This window comes from Sphingomonas sp., assembly GCF_035490575.1.
Taxonomy (GTDB): Bacteria; Pseudomonadota; Alphaproteobacteria; order Sphingomonadales; family Sphingomonadaceae; genus Sphingomonas.
Genome location: NZ_DATJLI010000046.1, coordinates 1 through 25,199 on the forward strand (window position 1 = coordinate 1; position 25,199 = coordinate 25,199).

Genomic DNA, 25,199 nt, shown 5'->3' on the forward strand with positions numbered 1-25,199 from the left:
TGCCGCCCTGGATGGTTTCCATCAGGTCTTCGGCGCCCACGACATCGGCACCCGCTTCGCGCGCTTCGTCAGCCTTGGCGCCCTTGGCGAAAACGCCGACGCGCACGGTCTTGCCGGTGCCCTTGGGCAGCGTGACGACGCCGCGCACCATCTGGTCGGCGTGGCGCGGATCGACGCCCAGGTTCAGCGCGACTTCGATCGTCTCGTCGAACTTGGCGGTCGCATTGGTCTTGGCGAGCGAAATCGCCTCGTCGATGCCGTGCAGCTTTTCGCGGTCGACGGCGGTGGCCAGAACCTTGGCCTTCTTGGTCAGCTTGGCCATGGGATCAGCCCTCCACCACTTCGAGGCCCATCGCGCGGGCCGAACCTTCGATGATCTTGGTCGCGGCGTCGATGTCGTTCGCGTTCAGATCCTTCATCTTGGCCGTCGCGATTTCCGACAGTTGCGAACGCTTGATCTTTCCTGCCGACACCTTGCCCGGCTCCTTCGAACCCGACTTCAGGTTCGCGGCCTTCTTGATAAGATAGGTCGCGGGCGGAGTCTTGGTCTCGAAAGAGAAGCTGCGATCGGCATAGACGGTGATGATCGTCGGCAGCGGCGTGCCGACTTCCTGATCGCCTGTCGAGGCATTGAATGCCTTGCAGAATTCCATGATGTTGACGCCGCGCTGACCCAGCGCGGGACCGATCGGGGGGCTGGGGTTGGCCTTGCCGGCCGGCACCTGCAGCTTGATATAGCCGGTGATTTTCTTTGCCATGTTACTCACTCTGTTGCCGGTCGGGGCGGAATGCCCGCGCCGGATCAAGTTAAGCGGTTCGAGCGACGACCCGGACAGGCCGCCTCCCGCAATTCCAGCGATGTCTCGATGGAGGCGCGCGCATAGCGCAGGGCGCGGCCGATGGCAACCGTCGGCAACCGTTGATCTTCGCCATCGAACACGGCAAGCGGGACGCAATCATGGCCGATCCGCGCATCATTGACGTCACGCTGGACGAACGCACGATCCTGTGGCGATCGGCGGATATCGAGCAGGAACGGCGGATCGCGATCTTCGACCTGCTGGAGGGCAATCATTTCCGTCCACTGCGCGAACAGCCAGATGGCTATGCCGGGCCATATCGCCTGTCGCTGAGCGTCGAGGAGGGGCGGCTGGTGCTCGCCATCGCACGCGAGGACAAGGGGGCGTTGGAAACGCTTGTGCTGGCGCTCGGCCGGTTCCGGCGGCCGATCCGCGACTATTTCGCGATTTGCGACAGCTATTATCAGGCGATCCGCAGCGCGACGGCGCAGCAGATCGAAACCGTCGACATGGCCAGGCGCGCGATCCACAACGAGGCGGCCGAGCTGCTCAAGGAGCGGTTGGAAGGCAGGATCGACATTGATTTCGATACGGCGCGGCGGTTGTTCACGCTGATCTGCGTCTTGCATATCAAAGGCTGAGGGGGCGGCCGACATGTGGGGACTGGGGCGCTGGCTTGGCGCCGTGATGACCGTTGCGGCCATGCTCGCCGCCGGATGGTGGCATGCCGGGCGCTGGCGGCCGGGATCGGAGGAATATCCGATCCAGGGCGTCGATGTTTCCGCCGCGTCGGGGGCGGTCGACTGGCGCACCGCCAAGGCACGCGGCGTCGATTTCGCCTATCTGCTGGCGACCAGCGGCGACCGGGCGCGCGATCCGGCGTTCGAGGGTCACTGGGCCGCATCCGCCGATGCGGGCGTTCGGCGCGGCGCGCTCCACGCCTTTTCGCTGTGTCGCCTGGCGGCCGATCAGGCCGATCATTTCAACGCCGTGGTGCCCCGGTTGGGTGACGCGCTGCCAGCAGCGGTTTCGTTCGCCTTTGCGCCGGATTGCGCCGACCGCCCGATGCGGGCCGTCGTCCTGCGAGAGGTTGCGACCTTTCTGGAACGCGTGGAGCGGCATATGGGCAAGCGTGTGTTGCTGCGGATCAGCCCGGCTTTCGAGAAGGAATATCAGCTCAGCGCGGGTATCGACCGGACGCTTTGGGCGGAACGCGACTGGTTCCGGCCCGATTATCTGTCCCGTCCGTGGCGGATGTGGCGGGCCAATCATGCGCGGCGTGTGGATGGGTTTGAAGGAAAAGTCGGATGGAACGTCGTGGCGACATGAACGAGGTCGACGAACAGGCGCTGATTGCGGCGGCGCGGCGGGCAGCGCGCAACGCCCACGCGCCTTATTCGCGCTTCTCGGTCGGCGCGGCGGTGCTGCTGACCGACGGATCGATGGTGACGGGCGCCAATTTCGAGAATGCCAGCTATGGCCTGTCGCTGTGCGCCGAAACGGTCGCCATCGCGAAAGCGAGCAGCGAAGGGCGGCTGGGCGATGTCATCGCGGTGGCGGTCATCGGCGGGATGCAGGTCGATGGCCTGCCGTCCGGCACCGATCCCGTGCGGCCGTGCGGCCGGTGCCGGCAAGTGCTGAACGAAGCCGCGGGCATCGGCCGCCGCGACCTGATCGTGCTGTGCGCCGGGGCGGAGGGCGACGCGATCGAGCGCCACCGGCTGAGCGCGTTGCTGCCGCACGCATTCGGCCCTGCCGATCTGGGTTTGTGATACCGCTCACACTTATCGATCCTTAACCATTTGGAGGTAGCGGGTTCGGTAAAACAAATGGGATCGGAGCGGATATGGGATTCATGGTCGAGGATGGCGAGGCAGCGATCGTCGGCCATGTCGGGCGGACGGGGCTGCGCTTTGCCCGTGTCGATGGCGAAGGGCAGGTCGACATGGAAAGCCTGTGCTTTCATCCGGCCGCATCCTCGACCAGCATTTCGGGGGCCATTGCCACGTTCCTGCGCGACCAGGGATTGCAGGGGCGCGCAATCCGCGCCGCCATCGCGGTCGCCGGCCTGATCCGCGGCGACACGATTTCGGTTACACACACAAGGTGGTTCGTGTCGCGCCCAGGGCTGGAAGCGATGCTGGGCCATCCCCCGCTGCTGCTCAACGATTTCGAGGCAGAGGCCTGGGCGTTCGCACAGGCCTGTCAGGGCGATGCGGCCATGGCCCGGTCGGGCACCTGGTGCATCGCGGGCATCACATCGGGCCTGGGGGTGTCGGTGCTGCGCCGCGACGCCGGGCGAACGACGGTGATCGCGACCGAAGCGGGGCACGCTGCCTTCTCACCGCCGAACGACGATCTTGCGGCATTGGTGGCTGAAATGTTTCCGGGCCAACATGCGGTGCCCGCCGAATTGCTGATCTCGGCGCCGGGCCTGATTGCCATCTATGCGGCGCTGTCCGCCCATGCGGGACAGTCAGCGCGGCTGAGTGACCCCAAGGCGATTACCGCTGCCCGCAAGAATGACCCCCTTGCCGCGCGCGCCTGTGCGTTGCTGGCGCAGGCGTTCTGGGGGCATCTGAGCAATCTGGTCCTTGCCTATGGCGCGTGGGACGGCGTGATCGCGACCGGCGGATTGGCGCTGGCCCTGCAGGACCTGGCCGATCAGCCGGACTGCGTTGCGACCTTTACCGGCAAGGGCAAATATGCGCGGCTGCTGTCGGAAATGCCGCGTCGGTTCGAGCGTGTCGAACACGGCGTGTTGACGGGCGCGGCCGCCGCGTTGCGAAGCGCGGCGCCGCCGGAGCGGACGACGCGGGCCGAAGTCAATGCCTCGGCCATGGTGCCAACGCCCGCTTTGCAGAGGATGCGGCCGGTCTAGCGTCTCTCAATGCGCCTTGCGTGGGACCAGATGCAGGCCTGCAACGACCAGCAGTCCGGTGGCGATGCCGACCACCCCCGACCCGATCGCCGTCACCAGCCATTCGAGCAGGCCGTTGCCATTGCCCACGGCCGATGCCGCGTCGTGGATCAGATGTTCGGGACCATCGACGCCAAAGGTCGCCAGCCCATGCACGACGATCCCGCCACCGACCCAGATCATTGCGGCCGTCCCGATTGCGGCCAGCGCCCGCAACAGCACCGGCATCGCGGATACCAGCGCGCGCCCGGCGCCGGGCGCCCGACCACTGTCGACCAGATGAAGACCAATATCATCCATCTTCACGATCAGCGCGACGACCCCGTAAACGATCAGCGTAATGGCAATGCCGACCACCGCCAGCACCGCGCCCTGCATCCAAAGGCCTTGCTGCGGCAGTTCGGCCAGCGTGATGGCCATGATTTCGGCCGACAGGATCAGGTCGGTGCGGATTGCGCCTGAGACCTGACGCGCCTCCAGTTGCGCGGGATCGGTGATCGCGGCTGCTTCCTCGCCACGGCTTTCGCCGCGCAGCTTCTCGATCAGCTTCTCGACGCCCTCGAACGACAGATAGGCGCCGCCGAGCATCAGGATCGGCATGATCGCCCATTGTGCAAAGGCCGAAAGCAGCAATGCGGCGGGCAACAGGATCAGCAATTTGTTGCGAAGCGATCCGATGCCGATCTTGCCGATGATCGGCAATTCGCGCTGAGGGGATAGCCCGGTGACATAGCTGGGCGTGACCGCCGCGTCGTCGATCACGACTCCTGCCGCCTTCGCCCCGGCTTTGCCGGCGGCGGCGCCGATATCGTCGACCGATGCGGCCGCCAGTCTGGCGATCGCAGCGACGTCGTCCAGCAATGCGATCAAACCACTGGCCATCCATTTGTTCCCCTTGTTGCCTGCCCGGCTATGCTGTGCAGTCGCGCGGGCGGCAAGGGCGGAAGGGCGCGATACGACGATACGCGCGAAAGGGCGGACAACGGTACAAAGACGCAAGACATGAAGTAACCGCGGTTACGCCGACCATCAAACAGTAAAGCATCGGTTAACCACGGCGATTACCAATAGAATTGAACATATTGGCGCGATGGGTTGACCTGTTCATCATCCGGTGGCAAGGGGCGATCTCGAATAAGGCCCATTTGGAGCAAACCGACCCATGCGTATGACCAAGCTGATTGCCGCGACGATCGCTTCGACCCTCGTTGCAACCCCGGTGCTGGCGAACCCGGCATCGTCGCTGTCGGTCGCCAAGGTGCGCGCTGCCAGCTCGGCCGAAGGCGAGAACAAGGCGGTTGCCGGTGGCGCGATCATCGGCGTGCTGGCCGCTGCTGCCGTGATCGGCGGCATCGTGATCGCAGCTGATGAAGGCGGCGACGGCGACGACTCGGACAGCAACTAATCGCTGAAACCAGTATTGGTTCGGAAATGGCAGCCCGCGTGGCTGCCATTTTTGTTTCGGGCGGAGCTGGCGGCTGCGGGGTCGACTGATCCGTTCACAGCTTTCACACCCCTCACGGGTTGCGTGGAGTGCGTTCATGCCGGAATAGGCTTGGATGGCTACGCAAGCGATTCTCGCCGCACCAACCGAACCCGTCCGGCTGCCCCAGAATGTCGAGGCGGAGGCCGCGCTGCTGGGCGCGATGATGATCGACAACCGGCTTGCCGATGACATCATCGACATGCTCAAGCCCGAGCATTTTCACGAGCCGGTCCACGGCCGCATCTTTGGGTCGATCGCCAAGCTGCGCGGCGATGATCTGCTGGCGAACCCGCTGACGCTGAAGCCGCTGTTCGAAAATGACGCCGGAATGGCGGCGCTGGGCGGCCCTGCTTATCTGGCACAATTGACTGGATCGGGCGCTGGCCTGATCGGCGCGCGTCAGTTTGCAAAGCAGATTTTCGACCTCGCCAAGCTGCGGACGCTGATCGAGGTTGGCCGCGAACTGGTCGACCGCGCGATGGACACATCCGAGCGGATCGATCCATCGGCACAGATCGAAGCGGCGGAGGAAGCATTGTTCGCGGTCGCGGCGGGCGCCAGCACGACCAAGGCGGTCAAGACCTTTGCCCAAGCGACCGCCGCCGCCGTCGACATGGCGGCAAAGGCGCTTAACGCGGGCGGTGGCCTGTCGGGCACGACGACGGGGTTTGAGAGCATCAACCAGCGGATCGGCGGCCTGCACCATTCCGACCTCATCATCCTCGCTGGCCGTCCGGGCATGGGCAAGACCTCGCTTGCCACCAACATCGCCTTCAACGCGTCGCGCCGCTGGATCGACGATATGGCGCTCGGCCTCTCGCCCAAGGAAAGTGTTGGCGGCAAGGTCGCTTTTTTCAGCCTCGAAATGTCCGCCGATCAGCTTGCTACGCGTATTCTGGCCGAACAGTCGCGCATCAGTTCGGAAGCGTTGCGTATGGGCCGCATCAGCAAGCAGGAGTTCCGCCAGCTCGCCGATGCCGCGACCGATCTTCAGAACCTGCCCTTGTTCATCGACGACACCGCCGGCCTGACGATCAGCGCGCTGCACACGCGTGTCCGGCGGTTGAAACGCACATTGGGCGATGACCTGAAATTCCTGGTGGTCGACTATCTTCAGCTTCTGCAAGGTTCAGGCAGCCGTGGGAGCGACAATCGCGTCCAGGAAATTTCGGAAATCAGCCGTGGCCTGAAAACATTGGCAAAGGATCTCGACGTTGCGGTGATGGCGCTGTCCCAGCTCAGTCGCGCGGTCGAAAGCCGCGAGGACAAGCGGCCGCAATTGTCCGACCTGCGCGAGTCAGGATCGATCGAGCAGGACGCCGACATGGTCTGGTTCGTTTACCGCGAAGACTATTATGTCGCGGCCAAGGAACCCAAGCGCCCCGTTGAGGGCGACGATGCCAAGGTGTTCGAAGACCACCAGAAATGGCACATGGACATGGAGCGTGTATTTGGTCTGGCCGAACTGATTATCGCCAAGCAGCGTCACGGCGCGACCGGCAAAGTGACGTTGAAGTTCGAGCCGGAAATCACCCGCTTCAGCGACTATGCCGGGCCGCAATATTCAGGACCGCTCGACTAACGGGCCGTTCCGGCGATTTCGCCGATACCGCGTCAAGTGTTGCGGGCGCGCGGTGGCGCACCCGCCCCCCGCGCCTAGAAGCTCGGCTGTTCCGGGTCGCCGTCCTTCAGGCCGACATGGATGCCGCATTCGGTCTTGTCCCACCCCTTCCAGCGGCCCGAACGCGGGTCCTCACCCGGCGCGACCTTGCTGGTGCAAGGCGCGCAGCCGATCGAGGGATAGCCCTGCGCCACCAGCGGATGCGGCGGCAGGTCATGGCGGGCGAAATAGTCCTCAAGGTCCTGCTGGCTCCAGGTGATGAGCGGGTTCATCTTGATGCGATCGCCATCCAGCTCGAACCGGGGCAGATTGGCGCGGGTTGCCGCCTGAAACGCCTTGCGCCCGGTGATCGTCGCATCGAAACCGGTCAATGCCTTTTCCAGCGGCGCGACTTTGCGGATCTCGCAGCAGCCATCGGGATCATAGGACCAGCGAAGGCCGGTTTCGTCGCGCGCCTGCAACACCGCCTCATCGGGGGTCAGGTTCCGCAGGTCGGTCAGGCCAAGGCGTGCGACCAATTCGTCGCGATAGGCGAGCGTTTCGGGAAAATGCTTGCCGGTTTCCAGGAACAGCACCGGTGTCGTGCGATCCGCCTGGGCCACCAGATGCAGCAGCACGGCCGATTCGGCACCGAACGACGACACCACGGCCAGGTCGCCCAGCATCCGCTCCCCCAGCACGACGCGCAGCATCTCTGCCGTGTAACGTCCACGGAACAGGTTGTTCAGGCGATGGGCATCGGCAGCGGTGAAGCGTGGCGATGTGTCGATGCGGTCGATCCGGCGGAGCGCGGCATCAGCCATGACGTGATCTCCAGACGGGTGCGCGGGCATCGGCCGCACCCTGATAAACATGTTCATAGCGCGCCAGCGCGCGCGACAGCGCCGCTTCGTCGATCGGCGCACTGGGCGCAAAACTGTCAAAGCCGCAGCGCCGCATCAGCGGCACCTGATCGACCAGCACGTCGCCTTGCGCGCGCAACTCGCCCTTGAACCCGGCTTCGCGCAGAATGCTGGCCGCCGAATAGCCGCGTCCGTCACGAAAACTGGGGAAGCTCACCTCGACCAGTGCCAGCCGGTCGATATGCGGCAGCAATGCGCGCGCATCCTCACCTGCTTCGATCCGCACGGCGGTGGCGTTGGACTGTCCCAGGAACGAATCGAGCGTGACGGCCGGCTCGTCATGAACGGCATCGTCGCGAAAGCGGAGCGATGAGTTGGTCATGCGGCACCCGTGTCCAGACGAACGATCGCCTTGATCTCGAACCTGAACCCCGCAAGCCATGTGGCCCCCGGCGCCGTCAGGGCGGGGCGGGGGCCATCGCCGAACCGCAGCGCCATCTGTTCGAGAACGAAGGGGATCGACGTGTCGGGATCGGTCATGAACAGCGTCACGTCGACCACATCGTCAAATGTCGCGTCCGCAGCGTCGAGGATCGCGGCGAGATTGTCGAACGCAAGCGCCACTTCCTCGGCCAGATCGTCGGGAGGCGTCCCATCGGCGCGCGCGCCGACCTGACCCGATACGAACAACATGTCGCCCGCGCGGACGGCCGGCGAATAGCCATGTTCGCGGTAGAGCGCGTGGGGATTTTCAGGCCAGACAGCCTCACGACCGGGCATAGATCGCCTCCTTGAACGGTTCCATGCCAAGCCGGCGATAGGTGTCGACAAAACGCTCTCCATCCTCACGGCGCGACACATACAGGTCGGTAACGCGCTCGATCGCGTCGACCACGCCGTCTTCATCGAAACCGGGACCGGTCAGCTTGGCAAGGCTGACATCCTCGGCACCCGATCCGCCCAGCAGCAGCTGGTAATTCTCCACGCCCTTACGATCGACGCCCAGAATCCCGATGTGCCCGGCATGATGGTGGCCGCACGCGTTGATGCAGCCCGAGATCTTGAGCTTCAATTCGCCCAGGTCGCGCTGGCGTGCCGGATCGGCGAAGCGCCGGCTGATCTTCTGCGCCAGAGGGATCGACCGCGCATTGGCGAGGCTGCAATAATCAAGGCCGGGACAGGCGATGATGTCGCCGATCAGGTCCAGATTGGCCTCCGCCAGCCCGGCGTCGTTCAGCGCCTGCCAAACGGCATACAGGTCACGTTTGGCGACATGCGGCAGCACCAGGTTCTGGGCATGGGTCACGCGCAGCTCGTCAAAGCTGTAACGCTCGGCCAGGTCGGCTACGACTTCCATCTGCTCGGCGGTCGCATCGCCCGGAATGCCGCCAGCGGGCTTCAGGCTGACGGTGGCGATGGCGTAGCCGGCCTGCTTGTGCGCGACGACATTCTGGTCGACCCACAGCGCGAAATCGGGATCGGTGCGGTCGATCGTATCTGGCAGGCCGTTTTCGAAGGCCGGCGGCGCGAAAAAGGCGGCGATGCGGTCGAACTCGGCCTTGGGCGGGTCGATGCCCAGCGCCTTGACCGCCGCGAACTCTTCCTCGACCTGTCGGCGATATTCGTCCGCGCCGATTTCGTGCAGCAGGATCTTGATGCGCGCCTTGTAGATATTATCGCGCCGGCCATAGCGGTTATAGACGCGCAGGCACGCCTCCAGATAACTCAGCAGATCGTCGATCGGCACGAATTCGGCGACTTCATGCGCGATCATCGGCGTGCGGCCCATGCCGCCCCCGGCAAAGATGCGCGCGCCTATTTCGCCATCGCGCGACACGATCTCGATCCCGATATCGTGCAGCCGCATCGCCGCGCGGTCTTCGGCCGCGGCGATCACCGCGATCTTGAACTTGCGCGGCAGGTAAGTGAACTCCGGGTGAAAGGTCGACCATTGGCGCAGCAATTCGGCCCAGGGGCGCGGGTCGGTCACTTCGTCGGCGGCGGCACCGGCATATTGGTCGGAGCTGATGTTGCGGATGCAATTGCCGCTGGTCTGGATGGCGTGCATCTCGACCTTGGCCAGTTCGGCCAGGATCTCCGGCGCGTCCTTAAGCTGAATCCAGTTATACTGAAGGTTCTGGCGCGTCGTGAAATGCCCATAACCCCGGTCGTAACGCCGCGCGATATCGGCCAGCACACGAAGCTGGCCGGAGTTGAGCGTGCCATACGGAACAGCAACGCGCAGCATATAGGCATGCAGCTGCAGATACAGCCCGTTCATCAGCCTGAGCGGCTTGAACTGATCCTCGCTCAGCGCGCCCGACAGGCGGCGTTCGACCTGATCGCGAAACTCGTCGACGCGCGCATCCACAATCGCCTGGTCAAAAGTGTCGTAACGATACATGTCAGATAACCCAGTTTCCGGCCGCCGGATCGGCGGGCTTGAGCGTCAGGTCGGGGCGAACGGTCGGCCCCAGAGCACGGATGCGGTCCTTGATATGCGCCGGGCGGGGGCCGTCGGCGGTATCGGTCGCGTCGATCACATAAGGGACGTTGACGCGCCGCGCGGCGTCTTCCTCGCGTGCGATGCGCTCACCATCCTCGCCAACATCGGCGGCGTCCTCGACATGGCGCGACCAGTCGCTGCCCGTCCACCACACGACATCGCCGCTGGTCAGGTCATTGCCCGTCAGGATTTTCATGCACGCGCTCCTTGCGCCAGCTCGGCCGCGACATCGGCCCAGCGAACCAGCCGGTCCTCGGCGTCGGATAGTTTGACCACTTCGCCCACGACAATGATCGCGGGGCTTTCCACGCTCTCCCGCTCGACCATCGCGCCGAGATCAGCCAGCAGCGTGCGGATCGCGCGGTGGCCGGGCAGGGTGCCCTTTTCCAGCACCGCCACGGGCATGTCGGGCGCGACACCATCGGCGATCAGTTTCTCAGCGATCGCCGCCGCCGTCGCGACACCCATATAGATGACGAGCGTGCGGCCGATACCGGCCAGCCCCGACCAGTCCTGTTCGGACAATCCCTTGCACTGGCCCGCGACAAAGCTGACCGCGCTGGAATGATCGCGGTGCGTCAGCGGCAGCATCGCCTGCGCGGCACAGCCAAGGGCAGCGGAGACCCCCGGCACGACATCGACCCGCAACCCGGCGGCGCGCACGGCCTCAACCTCTTCGCCGCCACGCCCGAAGATGAACGGGTCGCCGCCCTTCAGGCGCACCACGACCGATCCGGCGCGAACATGCGCGACGATCAGCGCGTTGATCCCATCCTGCGGCACGGTATGGCGCGAGCGGCGCTTGGCCACCGAAATGCGGTGCGCGCCCCGCGGTGCGAGGTCGAGGACGCGCGGGTCGATCAATCCGTCATGGACGACGACATCGGCCGACCGCAGCGCGTCGACCGCGCGCACCGTCAGCAGGTCGGGGTCGCCGGGACCGGCGCCGACCAGAATGACGCGACCGCGCGCTTCGGGATCGAGGAGACTTGGCATGGAGATGACATGGGACCGCACCCGTCGCCCGGCAACCGATGGATGCTATCGCCGACCCTAGCGCAACTTTGTTCAGCCGTCGCTCAGGCCGATGCCGATGGACGCGCGCGCCTGCTCGGCTTCGCTCGATACCACGGGGAAAGCGCAATAATCGGCGGCGTAATAGGCGCTGGGTCGGTGATTGCCCGACCAGCCGACGCCGCCAAAGGGCGCGGACGAACTGGCACCGTTGGTCGGCTTGTTCCAGTTGACGATGCCGGCGCGCACGCCCGCCCAGAACTGGTCGTAAAGGCGCGGGTCCTGTGCGACCAGGCTGGCCGACAAACCATAGCGGGTGGCGTTCGCCTCGGCGATCGCATCCTCGAAACTGTCGGCGCGGATGACCTGTAACAACGGGCCGAACAACTCGACATCGGGCCGTTCGCGCGCGGTGGTCATGTCGACGATACCGGGGGACAGGAACGGGCGCCCTTCGACAGGGCGCGACATATAGCGGATCGGCCGCCCGCCCTGCGATGTCAGCGACAGGAAACTTTCGGTCAGCATGTCGGCGGTGTCATTGTCGATGACCGGTCCCATGAAGGGCGCGGGATCGGCATGTGGCTCACCGATAATCAGCCGGTCGGACAGCTTCACGACCTGTTCGATCAGCGGTTCGTAAAGACGGCTTTCCACGATCAGCCGGCGCGCGGCGGTGCAGCGCTGGCCCGCGCTGGTAAATGCAGACTGGATGACCAGCACCGCCGCCGAATAGATGTCGGGCGTGCCCCACACGACGATCGGATTGTTGCCGCCCATTTCCAGCGCCAGGATCTTTTCCGGCGTGTCGGCAAAGGCGCGGTTGAGCGCCAGCCCGGTTCGCGCCGAGCCGGTAAAGAGCAAACCATCGATATCGGGGTGCCCGGCCAGCGCGCGTCCCTCATCGGGACCGCCCAGCAGCAACCGGACACATCCCTCCGGCACGCCGGCCGCGCGGTAGCAGTCGACCAGAAACCCGCCGACCGCCGGTGTCTTTTCCGACGGCTTGAACACCACCGCGTTGCCCGCGATCAAGGCGGGCACGATATGTCCGTTAGGCAGGTGTGCGGGAAAATTATACGGGCCAAGCACGGCCAGCACACCGTGCGGCTTGTGCCTGAGCGCGAGGCGACTGCCCATCTGTGCGTCGATGCGGCGCTGTCCGGTGCGATCCGAAAAGGCGCTGATCGAAATATCGACCTTGCCGATCACGGTGTCGACCTCGGTGCGGGCTTCCCACAACGGCTTGCCGGTTTCGCGCGCGATCAAATCGGCGAAGGCCTCATGGCGTGAGCGCACGACATTGGCGAAGCGGCGCAGCGTTTCGATGCGGAACGCCAGTGGTCGCGCGGCCCATTGGCTCCACCCGGCACGGGCGGCCGCAACCTCGGTATCGGCATCCCCGGCGACACCCTGCCACAGCACTGCGCCGGTGGCGGGTTCAATCGAAATCAATTCTTGCGCCGACAAGGGGTCACTTTCCTGCTGGTCGTCCACTCCGGCCTGCTGGTCGTCCACTCCGGATTGCGGCGGTTCTGCATCAACTTGGGGTCAAACGCCACCCATGGCTCAGGCAAGCGCCTGGCCCATGTATCGGATCGAGGCGACTTTTTCGGCCAGTGGCGACCAGTCGTCACGTTGGTCGATCGCGCTCCACAGCGCCTCCACCTCGTCGATCAGCATCGAGCAGGGCGGACCTGCCCAATAAGGGTGATCGCGCGGCTTTCGCGGGGCATGGTCGGCCAGTGCCGCTCGCGCATCATCAAAGGCGATGCCCAGATGGTCGGGGATCGCCCCGCCGAAACTATTGTGGAAGAAGGTGTCGATGCCGGTTCCGGTTTCGCGCAGACCCCGTTCGATCGCTTCCACGGTCGCCCGGTCGCGCGCGTCGCCCAGCGGCTTGACGCCAAGCCGCCAGAACAGCGCGTCGATGATCGCCTGCTGATAGGCATCGCCGAACGCGTCCAGCGCGTCGATCAGTGGCGGCGCTTCACTGACGGTGCGGAGCGCGACGGCCAGTTGCATACAGTTCCAGTGGATCGCTTCCGCTTGTCGGCCGAACGCGTAAAGCCCGGCATGGTCGAAATAGGCGGCGGTAAAGCCGGGATCCCAAGTCGGCGCGAACCGCCATGGCCCGTAATCGAAGCTCTCGCCCGTGACGTTGATGTTGTCGGTGTTCAGCACGCCGTGCACGAACCCCGCCGCCATATAGCGGGCGGCAAGCACGGCAGTGCGGTCGATCACGTGCCGCAACAACCGTGCGGGGCCATCGCCGCCGCCCGGCTCTCCATAAAAACGTTGGAGGCAGTAATCGACCAGCCGCGTCATGCTTTCCGCATCGCGAAGATAGGCCAGCCGCTGGAACGTGCCGATGCGGATATGGCCGTGGCTGAGACGGAACAGGACCGCGCCGCGCGTGGGGGAGGGTTCGTCGTTTCGCTCCAGCGCCTCACCGGTCTCGATGATCGAAAAGGTCCTTGATGTTGGCACGCCCAGCGCTTCCAGCATCTCGGTCGCCAGCAATTCGCGCACCGCACCTTTCAGCGTCAGGCGCCCGTCGCCGAAGCGGCTATAGGGTGTCTGGCCCGACCCCTTGGTGCCCAGGTCCATCAGGCGGCCGGCGCCGTCGCGGAGCTGCGCGAACAGGAAACCGCGACCGTCGCCGATGTCAGGGTTGTAGGTGCGGAACTGGTGCCCGTGATAGCGTAGCGCCAGTGGTTGGGGGAGGCTGCCTTCGAGCGGCTCGAACCGGCCGAAATGTGCCATCCATTCTTCGTCGGTCAGGTCGGCCAGACCCACCTGTGTCGCGGCGCGGCCGTTGCGCCAGCGCAACGTCGCTTGTGGAAAGCGCGCGCCTGACACGGCGTCGTAAAATGCGTCGCCCAGCGTTTCGATCGCACGTTCGGGGTGGGGGCGGGCGAGTGCTTGCGTCAAATCGGCCATGCAGCGATATGGGTGCCGATGGCGACTTCCCGCAACCCGACCGATTATGTCGACGGCTATTGGTGGTCGGGCGATGGCGTCCGCCTGCATTATCGCGACTATCCGGGACGCGCCGACCGTCCGCCCATTTTGTGCCTACCCGGCTTGACCCGCAATGCGCGCGATTTCGAACGGCTCGCGGCGCGTCTGTCGCCCGATTGGCGCGTGATTGCGGTGGAACTGCGCGGGCGCGGCGAAAGCGGCTACGCCCGCGATCCGATGAGTTATGTGCCGCTCGCCTATCTGCAGGATGTCGAACGGCTGGTCGACGAATTGGCCTTGGAGCGTGTGGTGTCGTTCGGCACGTCGCTGGGCGGCATTCTTACCATGTTGCTGGCGGCGACCGGGCGGCCGCCGCTGGCGGGCGTGCTGCTGAACGATGTCGGACCGGAACTGGAACGTGCCGGCCTGGACCGCATTCGCGGCTATGTCGGCAAGTCGGTGCAATATCCCACCTGGATGCACGCCGCTCGTGCATTGGCGGACGCAAACGCCGATGTGTATCCCCGTTATGGCATCGAGCAATGGCTGGACATGGCAAAGCGGCTGTATCGGCTGACATCGACGGGCCGGATCGTGCTCGACTACGACATGAAGGTCGCCGAGCCATTTCGCGTGCCGGGCAACGAGGCCGGACCCGACATGTGGGCCGCCTTCGACGCGCTCAAATCGGTGCCGAGCCTGCTCGTTCGCGGCGACCGCTCGGATATCCTGTCGGATGCGGTGGCGCAGCGCATGGCCGCGCGGCTGGACACGGTGGAACGGGTGACGGTGCCCGATACCGGCCACGCGCCGACGCTGGACGAACCCGAATGCCAGGCCGCGATCGACCGGTTGCTGGCGCGTATCGCCACGTAATGACGGTCAATATCCTGCATCTGCATTCCAGCTTCGACCTGGGCGGCAAGGAAGCGCGCGCGGTCCGGCTGATGAACGCCTTTGGCAAAGCGGCGCGGCATGTCATCGTGTCGGGCGTGGACGGTGCCTATGGCGCGCAGGCGGCCATCGCCAGGGGGATCGATTATGAGATCGCACAGACCCCGCCACCGCTGACCGGCAAACCGTCCGTCGCACGTTATGACGCGATCGCGCGCTATATGCGCCGCTTCGACCTGGTGCTGACCTATAATTGGGGCGCGGTCGACGGGGTGATGGCCGCGCGCGTGTTTTCAAAGGGCGCGCCGCCGGTGGTCCATCACGAAGACGGCTTCGGGTCGGACGAAGCCGAGCGATTGAACCGCAAGCGCAATTTCTATCGTCGCATGGCGCTGGGCGCGGCGCATGGATTGGCGGTGCCGTCGGAGAAGCTGGAGCGGATCGCGCTCGATATCTGGAAACAGCCGCCGGCACGCGTGCATCGCATCTCGAACGGAATACCGACCGCCCTTTACGCGGGCCGTGCCGAACCAAAGGCGATTCCCGGTTTCGTGAAGGGCAAGGAACCGGTAGTCGGTACGCTGGCGGGCCTTCGCACGGTCAAGGATTTGCCGCTGATGGTCCGGGCGGTCGGCGGCATCGCCCGCAATGTTCGGCTGGTCATCGTGGGGGAGGGGCCGGAGCGCGCCGCGATCGAGCGACAGGCAGCCGCCATGTTCATGGCCGAGCGCGTACATCTGCCCGGCTTTCTGCCGTCGCCGCACCGTTACATCGGTCTGTTCGACATTTTCATGCTGTCCTCCGAAAGCGAACAGCAGCCGATTTCGGTGATGGAGGCGATGGCGGCGGGCCTGCCGATCGTCGCGCCGCGTGTGGGCGACATTGCCGCGATGGTGGCGCCCGAAAACCTGCCTTATCTGGTCGACGAACGCCATGAAGTGGCACTGCGCGATGCTCTGTCAGCACTGGTGAACGACCCCGAAGCACGCGCGCGGATCGGCGCCGCGAACCGGGCGCGCGCCGCCGCCATGTTCGACGACCGAGCCATGGTCGACGCCTATGTCCGGCTTTATGAGGGTGCGATGGCGCTTCCGGGTGTGTTAAGGGCTTAAGTTCCGCTCGCGTGCTTGGCTGAATAGCGCTAGCGCGACGCTTTCGATCGTCACCCGGAGGAAATCTTGTTCAAGGGCCTGTCACCCATTCACTACAACGGCCGCGAAGTCTGGCCGCTGATCGAAGGGGGGAAGGGAGTTGCCGCCACCGATCACGCATCCGCGGGTGCATGGGCGGCGGCGGGCGGTATCGGCACGGTGTCGGCGGTCAATGCCGACAGCTATGATGCCGAGGGCCGCATCATTCCCCAGGTATATCACGCACTCACGCGCCGCGAACGGCATGAGGAACTGGTCGCCTATGCGATCGAGGGTGCCGTGCAACAGGTTCGCCGCGCCTTTGAGATTTCGGGCGGCAAGGGTGCGATCAACATCAACGTGCTATGGGAAATGGGCGGCGCGCAGCGAGTGCTGCACGGCGTCCTCGAACGCACGCGCGGCATGGTCGCGGGCGTCACCTGTGGCGCGGGTATGCCCTATAAGCTCAGCGAGATCGCGGCGTCCTACGGCGTCCATTATCTGCCGATCGTCAGCTCGGGCCGGGCATTTCGCGCGCTGTGGAAGCGCGCTTATTCCAAGGCGTCGGAATGGCTGGCGGCGGTTGTTTACGAGGACCCATGGCTGGCGGGCGGCCATAATGGCCTGTCGAATGCCGAGGACCCGCTGGCCCCGCAGGACCCGTATCCGCGCGTCAAGGCGCTGCGCGAAGTGATGCGCGAGGGCGGCATTTCAGATGACGTGCCGATCGTGATGGCGGGCGGCGTTTGGCATCTGCGCGACTGGAACGACTGGATCGACAATCCGGAGCTCGGCCGGATCGCCTTTCAGTTCGGCACCCGCCCGCTTCTGACGCGGGAAAGCCCGATCCCTGAGGAGTGGAAGGCGCGACTGATGCAGCTGGAGCCGAACGACGTGCTGCTCCACCGCTTTTCGCCGACCGGTTTTTACTCGTCGGCGGTTCGCAACCCGTTTCTGCGAAGTCTGGAAGCACGCTCCGAACGCCAGATTGCCTTTTCGAAGCAGGAGGCTGGCGATCACGTTTTCCAGCTCGATGTAGGGGTTAAGGGAAAAAATTTCTGGGTGACGCGTGGCGACCTGCTGCGCGCACGCGAATGGTATGGACTTGGCTATACCGACGCGCTCAAGACGCCTGACAATACGCTGGTTTTCGTAACGCCCGCCGAAAAGCAGGTCATTCGCAAGGATCAGGCCGATTGCATGGGCTGCCTTAGCCAATGCTCCTTTTCATCCTGGGCGGACACCGAAACCAACTCGACCGGTCGGCTGGCCGATCCGCGCAGCTTCTGTATCCAGAAGACGTTGCAGGACATCGCCCATGGCGGGCCTGTTGACGACAATCTGATGTTCGCGGGTCATGCCGCTTACAAGTTCAAGCAGGACCCGTTTTATTCGAACGGTTTCGTACCGACGGTCAAGCAGCTGGTCGACCGCATCCTGACCGGCGACTGACCAAAAAGGGGGCAGCCGATTGCGGCTGGCCCCATTTCTCTGGCCTCAGTCATCGACAACGGTGCCGACCACGGCGCCGCCTACACCGCCGACGGCCGCGCCCTTTTCAACATCGCCGCCCGTAGCCGCTGCAACCCCGGCACCGCCCGCGCCGCCAATCGCCGCGCCGCGCAGCGTCGAGCAGCCGCCCATTGTTCCGGCAGCGGCAATGAGCAAAGTCGTGGCGATCAGCTTACGCATAAGGGTTCTCCTGTTGATGTGAATCAACAACCCTACGAATGGCTGGCGGCCCGGTTCCAGATGTTACGGTAGGACAACAGCGCGTTATCGGCCGCGCCAGATCTGCAAACGCTGGGTCATCGCGCGGCCTTTCTGATGCGCGGGGCAGGCCCGATATCCGAACCGGGTGTCGAGACACACCCACACCTCGTCCAGCCAACCCGCCCGATCCGTCGTCACGCGGAACATTGCAGGCGTCAGGCCGGGATTGGCACGGGCAAACGCCTGAGCGAACTGTCCGACGGTCAGCGAACGGCGACGCGACAATGCCTGCATGTCGGGATAACGCAGCCGTCCGAACAGGCGGGAGGCCTGATTGAAATAGGCGCTCGGCGACACGCCCATGCAGGTGCCGTGCTTGGCATATTCATGCTGCAAAAGCTGGGCCGATGGCGTCACGCACAGGTTGCGGCGGATCACCTGTTGGCTCAGTTGTGGCGCTGCCCGGCAATATTGCGGCCATTCGCGACCGCGTCCGTCGGGCCAAAGCCCGTGCAGCGTGAAGCCGAACCGATTGCCCGCACCACATTGCAGCCGTGCCGAGGGACGGTCGCCATTGCCCTTGCAGTATTGCGGACCCCAACTGATCGCCAGCGTATAGCTGCCAATCGGCAACGCCCGTCGCGGCTCACGCGCGGTCGGACCCTCGACCCGCGGGGCCGGAACCTCGGTCGGAATGGCGCAGCGATACGCCTGGGCCGATGCCACGCCCGGCGTCAGCAACGCCAACGCCGCCAGGACTGCCAGCTTCATTGTGCCGGCTCGCCCAGGTCGTCGCCCGGCTCGCTTTCGAACCAGGTGGCCGCATCACGTCGGAACAGGCACAGGATCGATGCCGCCTGAAGCGCCCAGCCGATCGCGCCCAGCAGGCCTTCGATCCCGCCGGGATAGCTGTCGGTCATGACAGAGAAACCCAGCGAAAGCGCGCCCAGCACGAACAATGCGACCAAAATCCAGCGTGCGATGTTGCTCGCCCGGCGCGCGACGAAATACCACAAGACGACATTGATGATGTTGCCGACCACGATCGACCCGATCAACACCGATGGACTGAGCGGCTGTCCCGCCTGATCGGCATTGATCGCGTTCAGGATCATCAGTGAATTGACCAGCCCGATCGCCAGAGCGGCCAGGAACAGGCGTTCAAACCAGATGATCGATGATGGCCGCATATCCGAATCCCCCCTGTCTGGCCCGACGATAGCCGGGCCGCCGCCATCCGCCAATCAGGCGAGCGCCAGGTCCAGCCCGACATCGGCGGCCGGTGCCGACTGGGTCAGACGGCCGACACTGATAAAGTCGACGCCGGTTTCGGCGATGGCGCGGATGGTGTCGAGCCGGACGCCGCCCGAGGCCTCGGTCGGAACGCGGCCACCGACTTGCGCCACGGCGGCGCGCAACATGTCGGGCGCCATATTGTCGAGCAGCAAATGTGTCGCGCCTGCATCCAGCGCGGGTTCGATCTGGTCCAGCCGGTCGACTTCGACAATGATCCGGGCAACCCCGGCATCGACTGCACGCCGCACCGCAACTTCGACCGATCCGGCCACCGCGACATGATTGTCCTTTATCATCGCGGCGTCCCACAGGCCCATGCGGTGATTGGTGCCACCGCCCATGCGCGTGGCATATTTCTCAAGCAGGCGCAGGCCGGGCAGCGTTTTTCGCGTGTCGAGCAGTGTCGCGCCCGTGCCCGCGATGGCATCGACATATTGGCGGGTCAGCGTCGCAATGCCCGACAGATGCTGGACGGTGTTGAGCGCCGACCGCTCCGCCGTCAGCAGCGCACGGGCGTTGCCCGACAAGCGGATCAGCTCACCGCCTGCGCCAACGGCTGCGCCATCCTCGACCAGCCGCTCGATGCACACATCGGGGTCGAGCGCGCGAAAGAACGCCTCCGCGATCGGCAGTCCGGCGGCGATGATCGCATCGCGGCTGTCCATGACCCCTTCGAACCGGGCATCGGCGGGGATGACGGCCTGCGACGTGACGTCGACGCCCGGACCCAGATCCTCGGCGAGCGTCGCGCGAACAAAGGCGGCGAGGTCGAATGATTCGAGTCCGTTCATGCCGCCCCGCCTATCGCCAACGATCCGCCGCCGCAACGCATGACACGCCCTCAGTCCAGGTCCTCGCCCGGATCGACGCCCCACAGCCGCGCCTGCTCGACAAAGCCGCCACGTCCCTTGATGTCGATATAGCACCAGCCACGGGCGCAGCGGCTGATGCGGCCGACGACACCCGGCGCGGCGCGCCATGCGACATTACCGCCACTCGACGGATCGTCGCGCAGTTCTGCGATGCCGCCATGCACGATCGCCGTCCGCTGGGCACTGAGCAGACCCACCTGCATCCAGCCCTGGGTGCCGTCGGGGTCCTCGACCTTGCGCCAGTCGCGATAGATGTCGACGACCTTGATCGGCAGGTCGGCGCGGACATACAGCCAGTTGGCCGGATAGTTGCGCCCCGGTCCGGTCCGCATCCGCGCCTTGGACGCGGCGATCGACGCATAATAAGGCGGTTTACGCGTCTGCGCCTCAAGCGTAGTCACCCCGGCAGATGCGACTGCGCCCGCGACAATCGCACTGGTCCATCGGTAATTGCTGTGCATCGGCCCCGCCTTTTGTCTCTGGCCTCCGTAACGCGAAGCAACCATCCGCATCAATGGCGTTGACTGGGGCAGGGGTGCGCGCCAAGCCCGTGTTCATGGCCGATCCAGCGCGACTGCCCCGCCCAAAGCGTCCCCGCGTGATCGTGACACGCCGCTTGCCCGATCCGGTGACGGCGCGCATGGCCGAATTGTTTGATCTGGTGCCCAATCCCGACGATCACCGCTTTTCGGGCGGCGAGTTGGCGGATGCCGTCGCCGATTGCGACGTGCTGGTCCCGGCCGTCACCGATATGCTCGGCGCCGATCTGTTGAGCGCCGCGCCGAACAGGCTGCGACTGATCGCGAATTACGGCGCGGGCGTGAACCATATCGACCTGCAGGCGGCGCGAGCGCGCGGGATCGTCGTGACGAATACGCCCGGCGTGCTGACCGAAGATACCGCCGACATGACCATGGCGCTGATCCTTTCGGTCCCACGGCGCCTGGCCGAGGGTGAGAAGCTGGTGCGTTCAGGCGAATGGACTGGCTGGAGTCCGTGCGCGATGCTGGGCCACCGGATCGGCGGCAAGAAACTGGGCATCATCGGCATGGGCCGCATCGGACAGGCGGTCGCGGCGCGGGCGCGGGCGTTCGGCCTGTCGATCCATTATCACAATCGCAATCGCCTCCCCGCCGTTCTCGAGGCGCAGCTTGGCGCCAGCTGGCACGCCGATCTCGACACGATGTTGCGCGAGATCGACATTCTGACGATCCACACGCCGCTCAATGCCGACAGCGTCGGGCTGATCGACGCACGCCGGATCGCGCTGCTGCGGCCGCACGTCTATCTCATCAACGCATCGCGGGGCGGCATCGTCGACGAAGCGGCGATGGTCGACGCGCTTGAAGGCGGCGCGTTGGCCGGGGCGGGGCTGGACGTCTGGTCCTTCGAGCCGGTAATCGACCCACGCCTGCTCGCGCTGCCGAACGTCGTCATGACCCCGCATATGGGATCGGCGACGATGGAGGGCCGCATCGCGTCGGGCGAGAAGGTGATCGCCAATATCCGCGCCTGGGCCGATGGCCACCGGCCGCCCGATCAGGTGCTGGAAGGCTGGACCTGAAGCGCGGCGAGCCAGTCGCGCATCATCGCGCGCCCGGCCGCCAGTGCGGCGGGGCCATGTTGGACCAGCGCGGCGCGCATCTTGTCCGGCGTCGTGCCCGCCGCCGCCAGATAGTCGACATCCTCCATCCATTCCTCGAAACACGGATCGTCACCCATTTCAGGATGGAATTGCAGCGCCAGCAGCGTCTTGCCACGGCGAAAGGCCTGGTGAGGATAGGCCGCCGTCGACGCGAGCAACTCAGCGCCCGCGGGCAAATCGAAGCTGTCGCCATGCCAGTGCAGCACCGGCGTTTCCGCAAACCAGCGTAAGGGTGACGTGCGTCCGGCACCGGTGAGCGTGATCGGTGCGAAACCGACCTCCTTTACCGCTCCAGGATAGACTCGCCCGCCCAGCGCCGCCGCGATCAACTGAGCGCCAAGGCAGATGCCCAGCGTCGGTCGATCATGATCGAGGCGCGTCTTCAGGCCGGCGATCTCGTCCTTGATCCAGGGGTGCTCATCATGCTCGTAAACCCCCATCGGCCCGCCCATCAGGACCAGCAGATCGGGGGCCAGATAGTCGAATGTCGCCAGCCCCCCGTCATCGACATCGATCGTTTCGATCGCAAGGCCCGCTGCCTCGATCGGCAGGCGAAGGCCCGCGATCCCCTCGCATTCGGCGTGGCGGATGATGACGGCGCGTTTCATGACCGCAAGGTAGCGGCAACGCGCGCCCGTTCAACTGCCCAGCGCCCGCAGGATGCCATGCGCCTGTTCCATTCCCGATTGCGGCACCCGTTCCCGCGCGCGATCGATGATCGCGGCCCAATGCGCCGCGACCCCCTCGGGCGACAGATCTTCACCGTCGAGCCGCACGCCTTCGGTCAGCGTCAGATAGGCCGCCTGGAACACGCCAGCACCAGCGCCGACGATGACATTCGCGGGCGCGTCCTGACTGACAAGGTAGAGCGCGGCCGGCACGACGCTCTCGGGCGTGAAACGGGCAAAGGCCGCGGCCGGGAAAATATCCTCGGTCATGCGCGTGCCGGCGGTCGGTGCGATCGTGTTGACGCGGATGTCGTATTTCGTCCCCTCCAGATGCAATGTGCGCGCCAGCCCGACGATGCCCAGCTTGGCCGCGCCGTAATTGGCCTGCCCGAAATTGCCGTAAAGCCCGCTGGACGACGCGGTCATCAGGATGCGGCCATGGCGCTGCTCCCGCATCACGTCCCACACCGCCTTGGTGCAGTTCGCCGACCCCATCAAATGCACGCGAACGACGAATGCAAAGTCATCGGGCGTCATGTTCGCAAAGCTTTTGTCGCGCAGGACACCCGCATTGTTGATAAGGATATCGACCGAGCCGAAGCGCGACCGGGCGGTGTCGACCATCGCGGTCATCGCGTCGAAATCGGTCACGTCGCCGCCATCGGCAATGGCTGTTCCGCCCGCCGCCTCGATTTCAGTCACGACTGCCTGCGCGGCAGGGGAGGCGCCTTGGCCGTCGCGGGCGCCGCCCAGATCGTTAACCACCACATGCGCGCCGCGCCGCGCCAGTTCGAGTGCATAGGCGCGGCCCAGGCCGTTTCCGGCACCCGTCACGATCGCGGTGCGTCCGTCGAAGCGGATGGTCATCGAAACGGCCTCTCCTGTTACCTTGCCCGATTGCTATCGGCATTGCGTGTATACGAAAAGGGGCCTCGGCACGCCGAAGCCCCAATCGTCCGAAGTGGAAGCGGCGGTTATTCGCCGCGCTGGCGACAACCGTCGGTCTGGCCGCGCTTGCAGACCGGATATTCGGCCTTCGGCGCGGGCGGGGGGAATGCCTGGGTTGGCGACATCGATGCCTGCACGCGAACCGGGGCGCCGGCCTGCGGCGTGCCCGACATCGGCGGCGTCGACGGCATATAGCCACCCGGCGTTTCGGTTGCGCCCGTGGCGGTTGCGGGTTGCTCGTTCATCGGCGCGGGCGCCGTCTGCGCCATGCCGCCGCCGGCGGGCGGGGTCTGCGTCGACATGTCCTGGGCATAAGCGGCACCACCAAGGGCAAGGGCCGCGGTCAATGCGATGAGCTTCATTTCGAACTCTCCTCGTGCCAAAACGCGCTAAGTCGCGCGCGTCGGCACATTGAACGTTCGGACGCGGGAAGGTTTCCTTTGTTTCGTTTGCGGTCCGGGCTGCCCGTCGGGCTTACCGGACCCCTCTCCGCTTAGTTTCCGGCGTCGAGCGCATAGCCGGCCGAGCGCACGGTGCGGATGATGTCGGGGCGGTCGCCATTGTTGATGGCCTTACGCAAGCGACGGATATGCACGTCGACCGTGCGGCTTTCTATGTCGCTGTCATGCCCCCAGACCGCATCGAGCAATCGCTCGCGCGAGAACACCCAGCCGGGATGTTCGAGAAAGTGCTTGAGAAGCCGGAACTCGGTGGGGCCGAGCGGGACGACCTCGCCACCTCGACGAACCTTGTGGCCCACCGTATCCATTTCGATATCGGCATAGGTGAGTTGCTCACCCGCCAGCGCCGGGCGCACGCGGCGCAGCACCGCGCCGACGCGCGCCACCAACTCGCGTGGGGAAAAGGGCTTGGTGACATAATCGTCGGCGCCGGTTTCCAGGCCGCGCACCCGGTCTTCTTCCTCCCCGCGCGCGGTCAGCATGATGATCGGCACGTTGGCGGTTTCGGGCATCCGGCGCAGACGACGGCAAACCTCGATCCCCGACAAACCCTCGACCATCCAGTCGAGCAGCACGATGTCGGGCGTCGCTTCCTTGGCCAGCAGCAGGGCTTCTTCCCCATCGGGGGTCTGCTTGACCTCGAAATCCTCGCGCTTGAAATGCCATGCCAGCAATTCGGCAAGCGCGGCATCATCCTCGACCAGCAACATCTTTACGCGGGCCATATGGCTTCCTTCAGCTGACGCGATCGCGTTCGACCAGTTGTTCTCCGGTCGCCGCGTAATAAACCATTTCGGCGAGGTTGGTGCACTGATCGCCGATGCGTTCCAGATTCTTGGCGATGAACAGCAGATGCGCCGCCTGGCTGATCGACGCCGGGTTTTCCATCATGAACGTCACCAGCGCGCGGAAGATCGAGTTGTAGAAATCATCGACCGCGCGGTCGCGTTCACCGATCGATTCGGCCAGTGCTGCGTCCCGCGCCGCAAAGGCGTCGAGCACGTCGTGCAGCATGTCGGACGCGACCCCCGCCATCGCGGGCAGCACCGACAGCGGTTCGATATGCTTGGCCTGATCGACATCGGCGACACGGCGGGCGATGTTCTTGGCATGATCGCCCACCCGCTCCAGCACGTTGGCGATCTTCATGCCGGCCAGCACTTCGCGCAAATCGTCGGCCATCGGCGCGCGCAGTGCGATCAACTGGACGGCCAGCCGTTCGACCTCGCTTTCCAGCGCATCGATCCGCTTGTCACCCTCCACCACGGCAGCGGCGGCCTGAAGGTCGTGACGCACCAGCGCCTCGATCGCCTTGCCGATCGCTTCCTCGGCCAGCCCACCCATCTGGGCGACCAGCCCGCGCAGCTGGCCGAGTTCGTCGTCGAATACCTTGACCGTGTGTTCGTTCATCATGGGGTT

At 65.1% G+C, this 25,199-nt stretch carries 30 protein-coding genes and 1 pseudogene; 10 read left to right on the plus strand and 21 right to left on the minus strand.

Annotated elements, in window-relative coordinates; translation table 11 throughout:
- Both VL973_RS03305 and rplK read right to left on the minus strand, forming a co-directional pair.
- Positions 1-322, minus strand: a pseudogene (locus VL973_RS03305) (50S ribosomal protein L1); the annotation flags it as partial.
- A 4-nt stretch (positions 323-326) separates the two neighbouring features.
- The gene (rplK, locus tag VL973_RS03310; RefSeq protein WP_325282605.1) at positions 327-758 is read right to left on the minus strand and encodes a 50S ribosomal protein L11; all 432 of its coding nucleotides are present in this window, start codon (positions 756-758) and stop codon (positions 327-329) included.
- Positions 759-958: 200 nt separating this feature from the next.
- Here rplK and VL973_RS03315 point away from each other — a divergent pair, with 200 nt between their 5' ends.
- The 4 genes from VL973_RS03315 to VL973_RS03330 all read left to right on the plus strand — a co-directional run bounded on the left by VL973_RS03315 (position 959) and on the right by VL973_RS03330 (position 3,681).
- The gene (locus tag VL973_RS03315; RefSeq protein ID WP_325282606.1) at positions 959-1,441 is read left to right on the plus strand and encodes a UPF0262 family protein; all 483 of its coding nucleotides are present in this window, start codon (positions 959-961) and stop codon (positions 1,439-1,441) included.
- A gap of 13 nt (positions 1,442-1,454) precedes the next feature.
- Positions 1,455-2,129 carry a GH25 family lysozyme gene (locus VL973_RS03320; protein WP_325282607.1) on the plus strand — a complete coding sequence of 225 codons (675 nt, stop codon included), beginning with the start codon at positions 1,455-1,457 and terminating at the stop codon, positions 2,127-2,129.
- Positions 2,108-2,572 (plus strand): cytidine deaminase, encoded by a 465-nt coding sequence (locus VL973_RS03325; protein WP_325282608.1) that lies wholly within the window; start codon positions 2,108-2,110, stop codon positions 2,570-2,572. The genes VL973_RS03320 and VL973_RS03325 overlap by 22 nt, the downstream gene beginning before the upstream one ends.
- Before the next feature lie 74 nt (positions 2,573-2,646).
- On the plus strand, positions 2,647-3,681 hold the full coding sequence (locus VL973_RS03330) for a glucokinase (protein ID WP_325282609.1): 1,035 nt from the start codon (positions 2,647-2,649) through the stop codon (positions 3,679-3,681).
- Between the two features lie 6 nt (positions 3,682-3,687).
- On the opposite strand, the gene VL973_RS03335 is transcribed toward VL973_RS03330, so the two are convergent.
- Positions 3,688-4,602, minus strand: a complete 915-nt coding sequence (locus tag VL973_RS03335) for a DUF808 domain-containing protein (RefSeq protein WP_325282610.1) — start codon at positions 4,600-4,602, stop codon at positions 3,688-3,690.
- A gap of 280 nt (positions 4,603-4,882) precedes the next feature.
- On the opposite strand from VL973_RS03335, the gene VL973_RS03340 reads away from it, so the two are divergent.
- A complete protein-coding gene (locus tag VL973_RS03340) occupies positions 4,883-5,125 on the plus strand; it encodes a hypothetical protein (RefSeq protein WP_325282611.1) in 243 nt (80 codons plus the stop codon).
- A 154-nt stretch (positions 5,126-5,279) separates the two neighbouring features.
- Complete coding sequence (locus VL973_RS03345; RefSeq protein ID WP_325282612.1) at positions 5,280-6,788, plus strand: replicative DNA helicase; 1,509 nt, start codon at positions 5,280-5,282, stop codon at positions 6,786-6,788.
- A gap of 74 nt (positions 6,789-6,862) precedes the next feature.
- Here VL973_RS03345 and VL973_RS03350 read toward each other — a convergent pair whose 3' ends face one another.
- The 8 genes from VL973_RS03350 to VL973_RS03385 all read right to left on the minus strand — a co-directional run bounded on the left by VL973_RS03350 (position 6,863) and on the right by VL973_RS03385 (position 14,132).
- Positions 6,863-7,630, minus strand: a complete 768-nt coding sequence (locus tag VL973_RS03350) for a phosphoadenylyl-sulfate reductase (protein WP_325282613.1) — start codon at positions 7,628-7,630, stop codon at positions 6,863-6,865.
- Entirely contained in the window at positions 7,623-8,051 is a 429-nt protein-coding gene (locus tag VL973_RS03355) for a DUF934 domain-containing protein (RefSeq protein WP_325282614.1), read from the minus strand. The genes VL973_RS03350 and VL973_RS03355 overlap by 8 nt, the downstream gene beginning before the upstream one ends.
- Positions 8,048-8,449 carry a Rid family hydrolase gene (locus VL973_RS03360; RefSeq protein WP_325282615.1) on the minus strand — a complete coding sequence of 134 codons (402 nt, stop codon included), beginning with the start codon at positions 8,447-8,449 and terminating at the stop codon, positions 8,048-8,050. The genes VL973_RS03355 and VL973_RS03360 overlap by 4 nt, the downstream gene beginning before the upstream one ends.
- On the minus strand, positions 8,436-10,073 hold the full coding sequence (locus tag VL973_RS03365; RefSeq protein ID WP_325282616.1) for a nitrite/sulfite reductase: 1,638 nt from the start codon (positions 10,071-10,073) through the stop codon (positions 8,436-8,438). The genes VL973_RS03360 and VL973_RS03365 overlap by 14 nt, the downstream gene beginning before the upstream one ends.
- Before the next feature lies 1 nt (position 10,074).
- Entirely contained in the window at positions 10,075-10,371 is a 297-nt protein-coding gene (locus tag VL973_RS03370; RefSeq protein ID WP_325282617.1) for a DUF2849 domain-containing protein, read from the minus strand.
- Entirely contained in the window at positions 10,368-11,171 is an 804-nt protein-coding gene (cobA, locus tag VL973_RS03375; protein WP_325282618.1) for a uroporphyrinogen-III C-methyltransferase, read from the minus strand. Before cobA ends, VL973_RS03370 begins: the two co-directional genes overlap by 4 nt.
- 72 nt (positions 11,172-11,243) lie before the next feature.
- Entirely contained in the window at positions 11,244-12,659 is a 1,416-nt protein-coding gene (gene astD, locus VL973_RS03380) for a succinylglutamate-semialdehyde dehydrogenase (RefSeq protein WP_325282639.1), read from the minus strand.
- 99 nt (positions 12,660-12,758) lie between these two features.
- Positions 12,759-14,132 (minus strand): protein adenylyltransferase SelO family protein, encoded by a 1,374-nt coding sequence (locus tag VL973_RS03385; protein WP_325282619.1) that lies wholly within the window; start codon positions 14,130-14,132, stop codon positions 12,759-12,761.
- Positions 14,133-14,150: 18 nt separating this feature from the next.
- Between VL973_RS03385 and VL973_RS03390 the strand changes: the two genes are divergently transcribed.
- The 3 genes from VL973_RS03390 to VL973_RS03400 all read left to right on the plus strand — a co-directional run bounded on the left by VL973_RS03390 (position 14,151) and on the right by VL973_RS03400 (position 17,629).
- Positions 14,151-15,029 carry an alpha/beta fold hydrolase gene (locus tag VL973_RS03390; RefSeq protein ID WP_325282620.1) on the plus strand — a complete coding sequence of 293 codons (879 nt, stop codon included), beginning with the start codon at positions 14,151-14,153 and terminating at the stop codon, positions 15,027-15,029.
- Positions 15,029-16,159, plus strand: coding sequence for a glycosyltransferase (locus VL973_RS03395; RefSeq protein ID WP_325282621.1), 1,131 nt, complete (start codon positions 15,029-15,031; stop codon positions 16,157-16,159). The genes VL973_RS03390 and VL973_RS03395 overlap by 1 nt, the downstream gene beginning before the upstream one ends.
- 66 nt (positions 16,160-16,225) lie before the next feature.
- A complete protein-coding gene (locus tag VL973_RS03400) occupies positions 16,226-17,629 on the plus strand; it encodes an NAD(P)H-dependent flavin oxidoreductase (RefSeq protein WP_325282622.1) in 1,404 nt (467 codons plus the stop codon).
- A 45-nt stretch (positions 17,630-17,674) separates the two neighbouring features.
- On the opposite strand, the gene VL973_RS03405 is transcribed toward VL973_RS03400, so the two are convergent.
- The 5 genes from VL973_RS03405 to VL973_RS03425 all read right to left on the minus strand — a co-directional run bounded on the left by VL973_RS03405 (position 17,675) and on the right by VL973_RS03425 (position 20,519).
- Positions 17,675-17,869: a hypothetical protein gene (locus tag VL973_RS03405; protein WP_325282623.1), complete on the minus strand. Its 195-nt coding sequence runs from the start codon at positions 17,867-17,869 to the stop codon at positions 17,675-17,677.
- A gap of 84 nt (positions 17,870-17,953) precedes the next feature.
- Complete coding sequence (locus VL973_RS03410; RefSeq protein ID WP_325282624.1) at positions 17,954-18,661, minus strand: ribonuclease T2; 708 nt, start codon at positions 18,659-18,661, stop codon at positions 17,954-17,956.
- Positions 18,658-19,080: a hypothetical protein gene (locus VL973_RS03415; RefSeq protein ID WP_325282625.1), complete on the minus strand. Its 423-nt coding sequence runs from the start codon at positions 19,078-19,080 to the stop codon at positions 18,658-18,660. Before VL973_RS03415 ends, VL973_RS03410 begins: the two co-directional genes overlap by 4 nt.
- Before the next feature lie 54 nt (positions 19,081-19,134).
- Positions 19,135-19,977: a carboxylating nicotinate-nucleotide diphosphorylase gene (gene nadC, locus VL973_RS03420; protein WP_325282626.1), complete on the minus strand. Its 843-nt coding sequence runs from the start codon at positions 19,975-19,977 to the stop codon at positions 19,135-19,137.
- 50 nt (positions 19,978-20,027) lie between these two features.
- On the minus strand, positions 20,028-20,519 hold the full coding sequence (locus VL973_RS03425; RefSeq protein WP_325282627.1) for an SH3 domain-containing protein: 492 nt from the start codon (positions 20,517-20,519) through the stop codon (positions 20,028-20,030).
- 95 nt (positions 20,520-20,614) lie between these two features.
- On the opposite strand from VL973_RS03425, the gene VL973_RS03430 reads away from it, so the two are divergent.
- The gene (locus tag VL973_RS03430; RefSeq protein ID WP_325282640.1) at positions 20,615-21,622 is read left to right on the plus strand and encodes a 2-hydroxyacid dehydrogenase; all 1,008 of its coding nucleotides are present in this window, start codon (positions 20,615-20,617) and stop codon (positions 21,620-21,622) included.
- On the opposite strand, the gene VL973_RS03435 is transcribed toward VL973_RS03430, so the two are convergent.
- The 5 genes from VL973_RS03435 to phoU all read right to left on the minus strand — a co-directional run bounded on the left by VL973_RS03435 (position 21,598) and on the right by phoU (position 25,190).
- Positions 21,598-22,311, minus strand: coding sequence for a glutamine amidotransferase (locus VL973_RS03435; RefSeq protein ID WP_325282628.1), 714 nt, complete (start codon positions 22,309-22,311; stop codon positions 21,598-21,600). The genes VL973_RS03430 and VL973_RS03435 overlap by 25 nt on opposite strands.
- 30 nt (positions 22,312-22,341) lie before the next feature.
- Positions 22,342-23,238 (minus strand): SDR family NAD(P)-dependent oxidoreductase, encoded by an 897-nt coding sequence (locus VL973_RS03440; protein WP_325282629.1) that lies wholly within the window; start codon positions 23,236-23,238, stop codon positions 22,342-22,344.
- A 107-nt stretch (positions 23,239-23,345) separates the two neighbouring features.
- A complete protein-coding gene (locus VL973_RS03445; RefSeq protein ID WP_325282630.1) occupies positions 23,346-23,681 on the minus strand; it encodes a hypothetical protein in 336 nt (111 codons plus the stop codon).
- Between the two features lie 131 nt (positions 23,682-23,812).
- Positions 23,813-24,505, minus strand: coding sequence for a phosphate regulon transcriptional regulator PhoB (gene phoB, locus VL973_RS03450; RefSeq protein ID WP_325282631.1), 693 nt, complete (start codon positions 24,503-24,505; stop codon positions 23,813-23,815).
- 10 nt (positions 24,506-24,515) lie between these two features.
- A complete protein-coding gene (phoU, locus tag VL973_RS03455) occupies positions 24,516-25,190 on the minus strand; it encodes a phosphate signaling complex protein PhoU (RefSeq protein ID WP_325282632.1) in 675 nt (224 codons plus the stop codon).
- Positions 25,191-25,199 lie beyond the last annotated feature (9 nt).

Coding starts and splice junctions, on each gene's coding strand:
- phoU (WP_325282632.1), bottom strand. CDS start 25,190: ATGAACGAACACACGGTCAAGGTATTCGACGACGAACTCGGCCAGCTG.
- VL973_RS03325 (WP_325282608.1), top strand. CDS start 2,108: ATGGAACGTCGTGGCGACATGAACGAGGTCGACGAACAGGCGCTGATT.
- VL973_RS03440 (WP_325282629.1), bottom strand. CDS start 23,238: ATGACCATCCGCTTCGACGGACGCACCGCGATCGTGACGGGTGCCGGA.
- VL973_RS03415 (WP_325282625.1), bottom strand. CDS start 19,080: ATGCGGCCATCATCGATCATCTGGTTTGAACGCCTGTTCCTGGCCGCT.
- VL973_RS03365 (WP_325282616.1), bottom strand. CDS start 10,073: ATGTATCGTTACGACACTTTTGACCAGGCGATTGTGGATGCGCGCGTC.
- VL973_RS03330 (WP_325282609.1), top strand. CDS start 2,647: ATGGGATTCATGGTCGAGGATGGCGAGGCAGCGATCGTCGGCCATGTC.
- rplK (WP_325282605.1), bottom strand. CDS start 758: ATGGCAAAGAAAATCACCGGCTATATCAAGCTGCAGGTGCCGGCCGGC.
- VL973_RS03315 (WP_325282606.1), top strand. CDS start 959: ATGGCCGATCCGCGCATCATTGACGTCACGCTGGACGAACGCACGATC.
- VL973_RS03405 (WP_325282623.1), bottom strand. CDS start 17,869: ATGCGTAAGCTGATCGCCACGACTTTGCTCATTGCCGCTGCCGGAACA.
- phoB (WP_325282631.1), bottom strand. CDS start 24,505: ATGGCCCGCGTAAAGATGTTGCTGGTCGAGGATGATGCCGCGCTTGCC.
- VL973_RS03395 (WP_325282621.1), top strand. CDS start 15,029: ATGACGGTCAATATCCTGCATCTGCATTCCAGCTTCGACCTGGGCGGC.
- VL973_RS03340 (WP_325282611.1), top strand. CDS start 4,883: ATGCGTATGACCAAGCTGATTGCCGCGACGATCGCTTCGACCCTCGTT.
- VL973_RS03360 (WP_325282615.1), bottom strand. CDS start 8,449: ATGCCCGGTCGTGAGGCTGTCTGGCCTGAAAATCCCCACGCGCTCTAC.
- VL973_RS03410 (WP_325282624.1), bottom strand. CDS start 18,661: ATGAAGCTGGCAGTCCTGGCGGCGTTGGCGTTGCTGACGCCGGGCGTG.
- VL973_RS03320 (WP_325282607.1), top strand. CDS start 1,455: ATGTGGGGACTGGGGCGCTGGCTTGGCGCCGTGATGACCGTTGCGGCC.
- nadC (WP_325282626.1), bottom strand. CDS start 19,977: ATGAACGGACTCGAATCATTCGACCTCGCCGCCTTTGTTCGCGCGACG.
- VL973_RS03350 (WP_325282613.1), bottom strand. CDS start 7,630: ATGGCTGATGCCGCGCTCCGCCGGATCGACCGCATCGACACATCGCCA.
- VL973_RS03430 (WP_325282640.1), top strand. CDS start 20,615: ATGGCCGATCCAGCGCGACTGCCCCGCCCAAAGCGTCCCCGCGTGATC.
- cobA (WP_325282618.1), bottom strand. CDS start 11,171: ATGCCAAGTCTCCTCGATCCCGAAGCGCGCGGTCGCGTCATTCTGGTC.
- VL973_RS03390 (WP_325282620.1), top strand. CDS start 14,151: ATGGCGACTTCCCGCAACCCGACCGATTATGTCGACGGCTATTGGTGG.
- VL973_RS03345 (WP_325282612.1), top strand. CDS start 5,280: ATGGCTACGCAAGCGATTCTCGCCGCACCAACCGAACCCGTCCGGCTG.
- VL973_RS03435 (WP_325282628.1), bottom strand. CDS start 22,311: ATGAAACGCGCCGTCATCATCCGCCACGCCGAATGCGAGGGGATCGCG.
- VL973_RS03425 (WP_325282627.1), bottom strand. CDS start 20,519: ATGCACAGCAATTACCGATGGACCAGTGCGATTGTCGCGGGCGCAGTC.
- VL973_RS03385 (WP_325282619.1), bottom strand. CDS start 14,132: ATGGCCGATTTGACGCAAGCACTCGCCCGCCCCCACCCCGAACGTGCG.
- VL973_RS03445 (WP_325282630.1), bottom strand. CDS start 23,681: ATGAAGCTCATCGCATTGACCGCGGCCCTTGCCCTTGGTGGTGCCGCT.
- VL973_RS03370 (WP_325282617.1), bottom strand. CDS start 10,371: ATGAAAATCCTGACGGGCAATGACCTGACCAGCGGCGATGTCGTGTGG.
- VL973_RS03355 (WP_325282614.1), bottom strand. CDS start 8,051: ATGACCAACTCATCGCTCCGCTTTCGCGACGATGCCGTTCATGACGAG.
- VL973_RS03335 (WP_325282610.1), bottom strand. CDS start 4,602: ATGGCCAGTGGTTTGATCGCATTGCTGGACGACGTCGCTGCGATCGCC.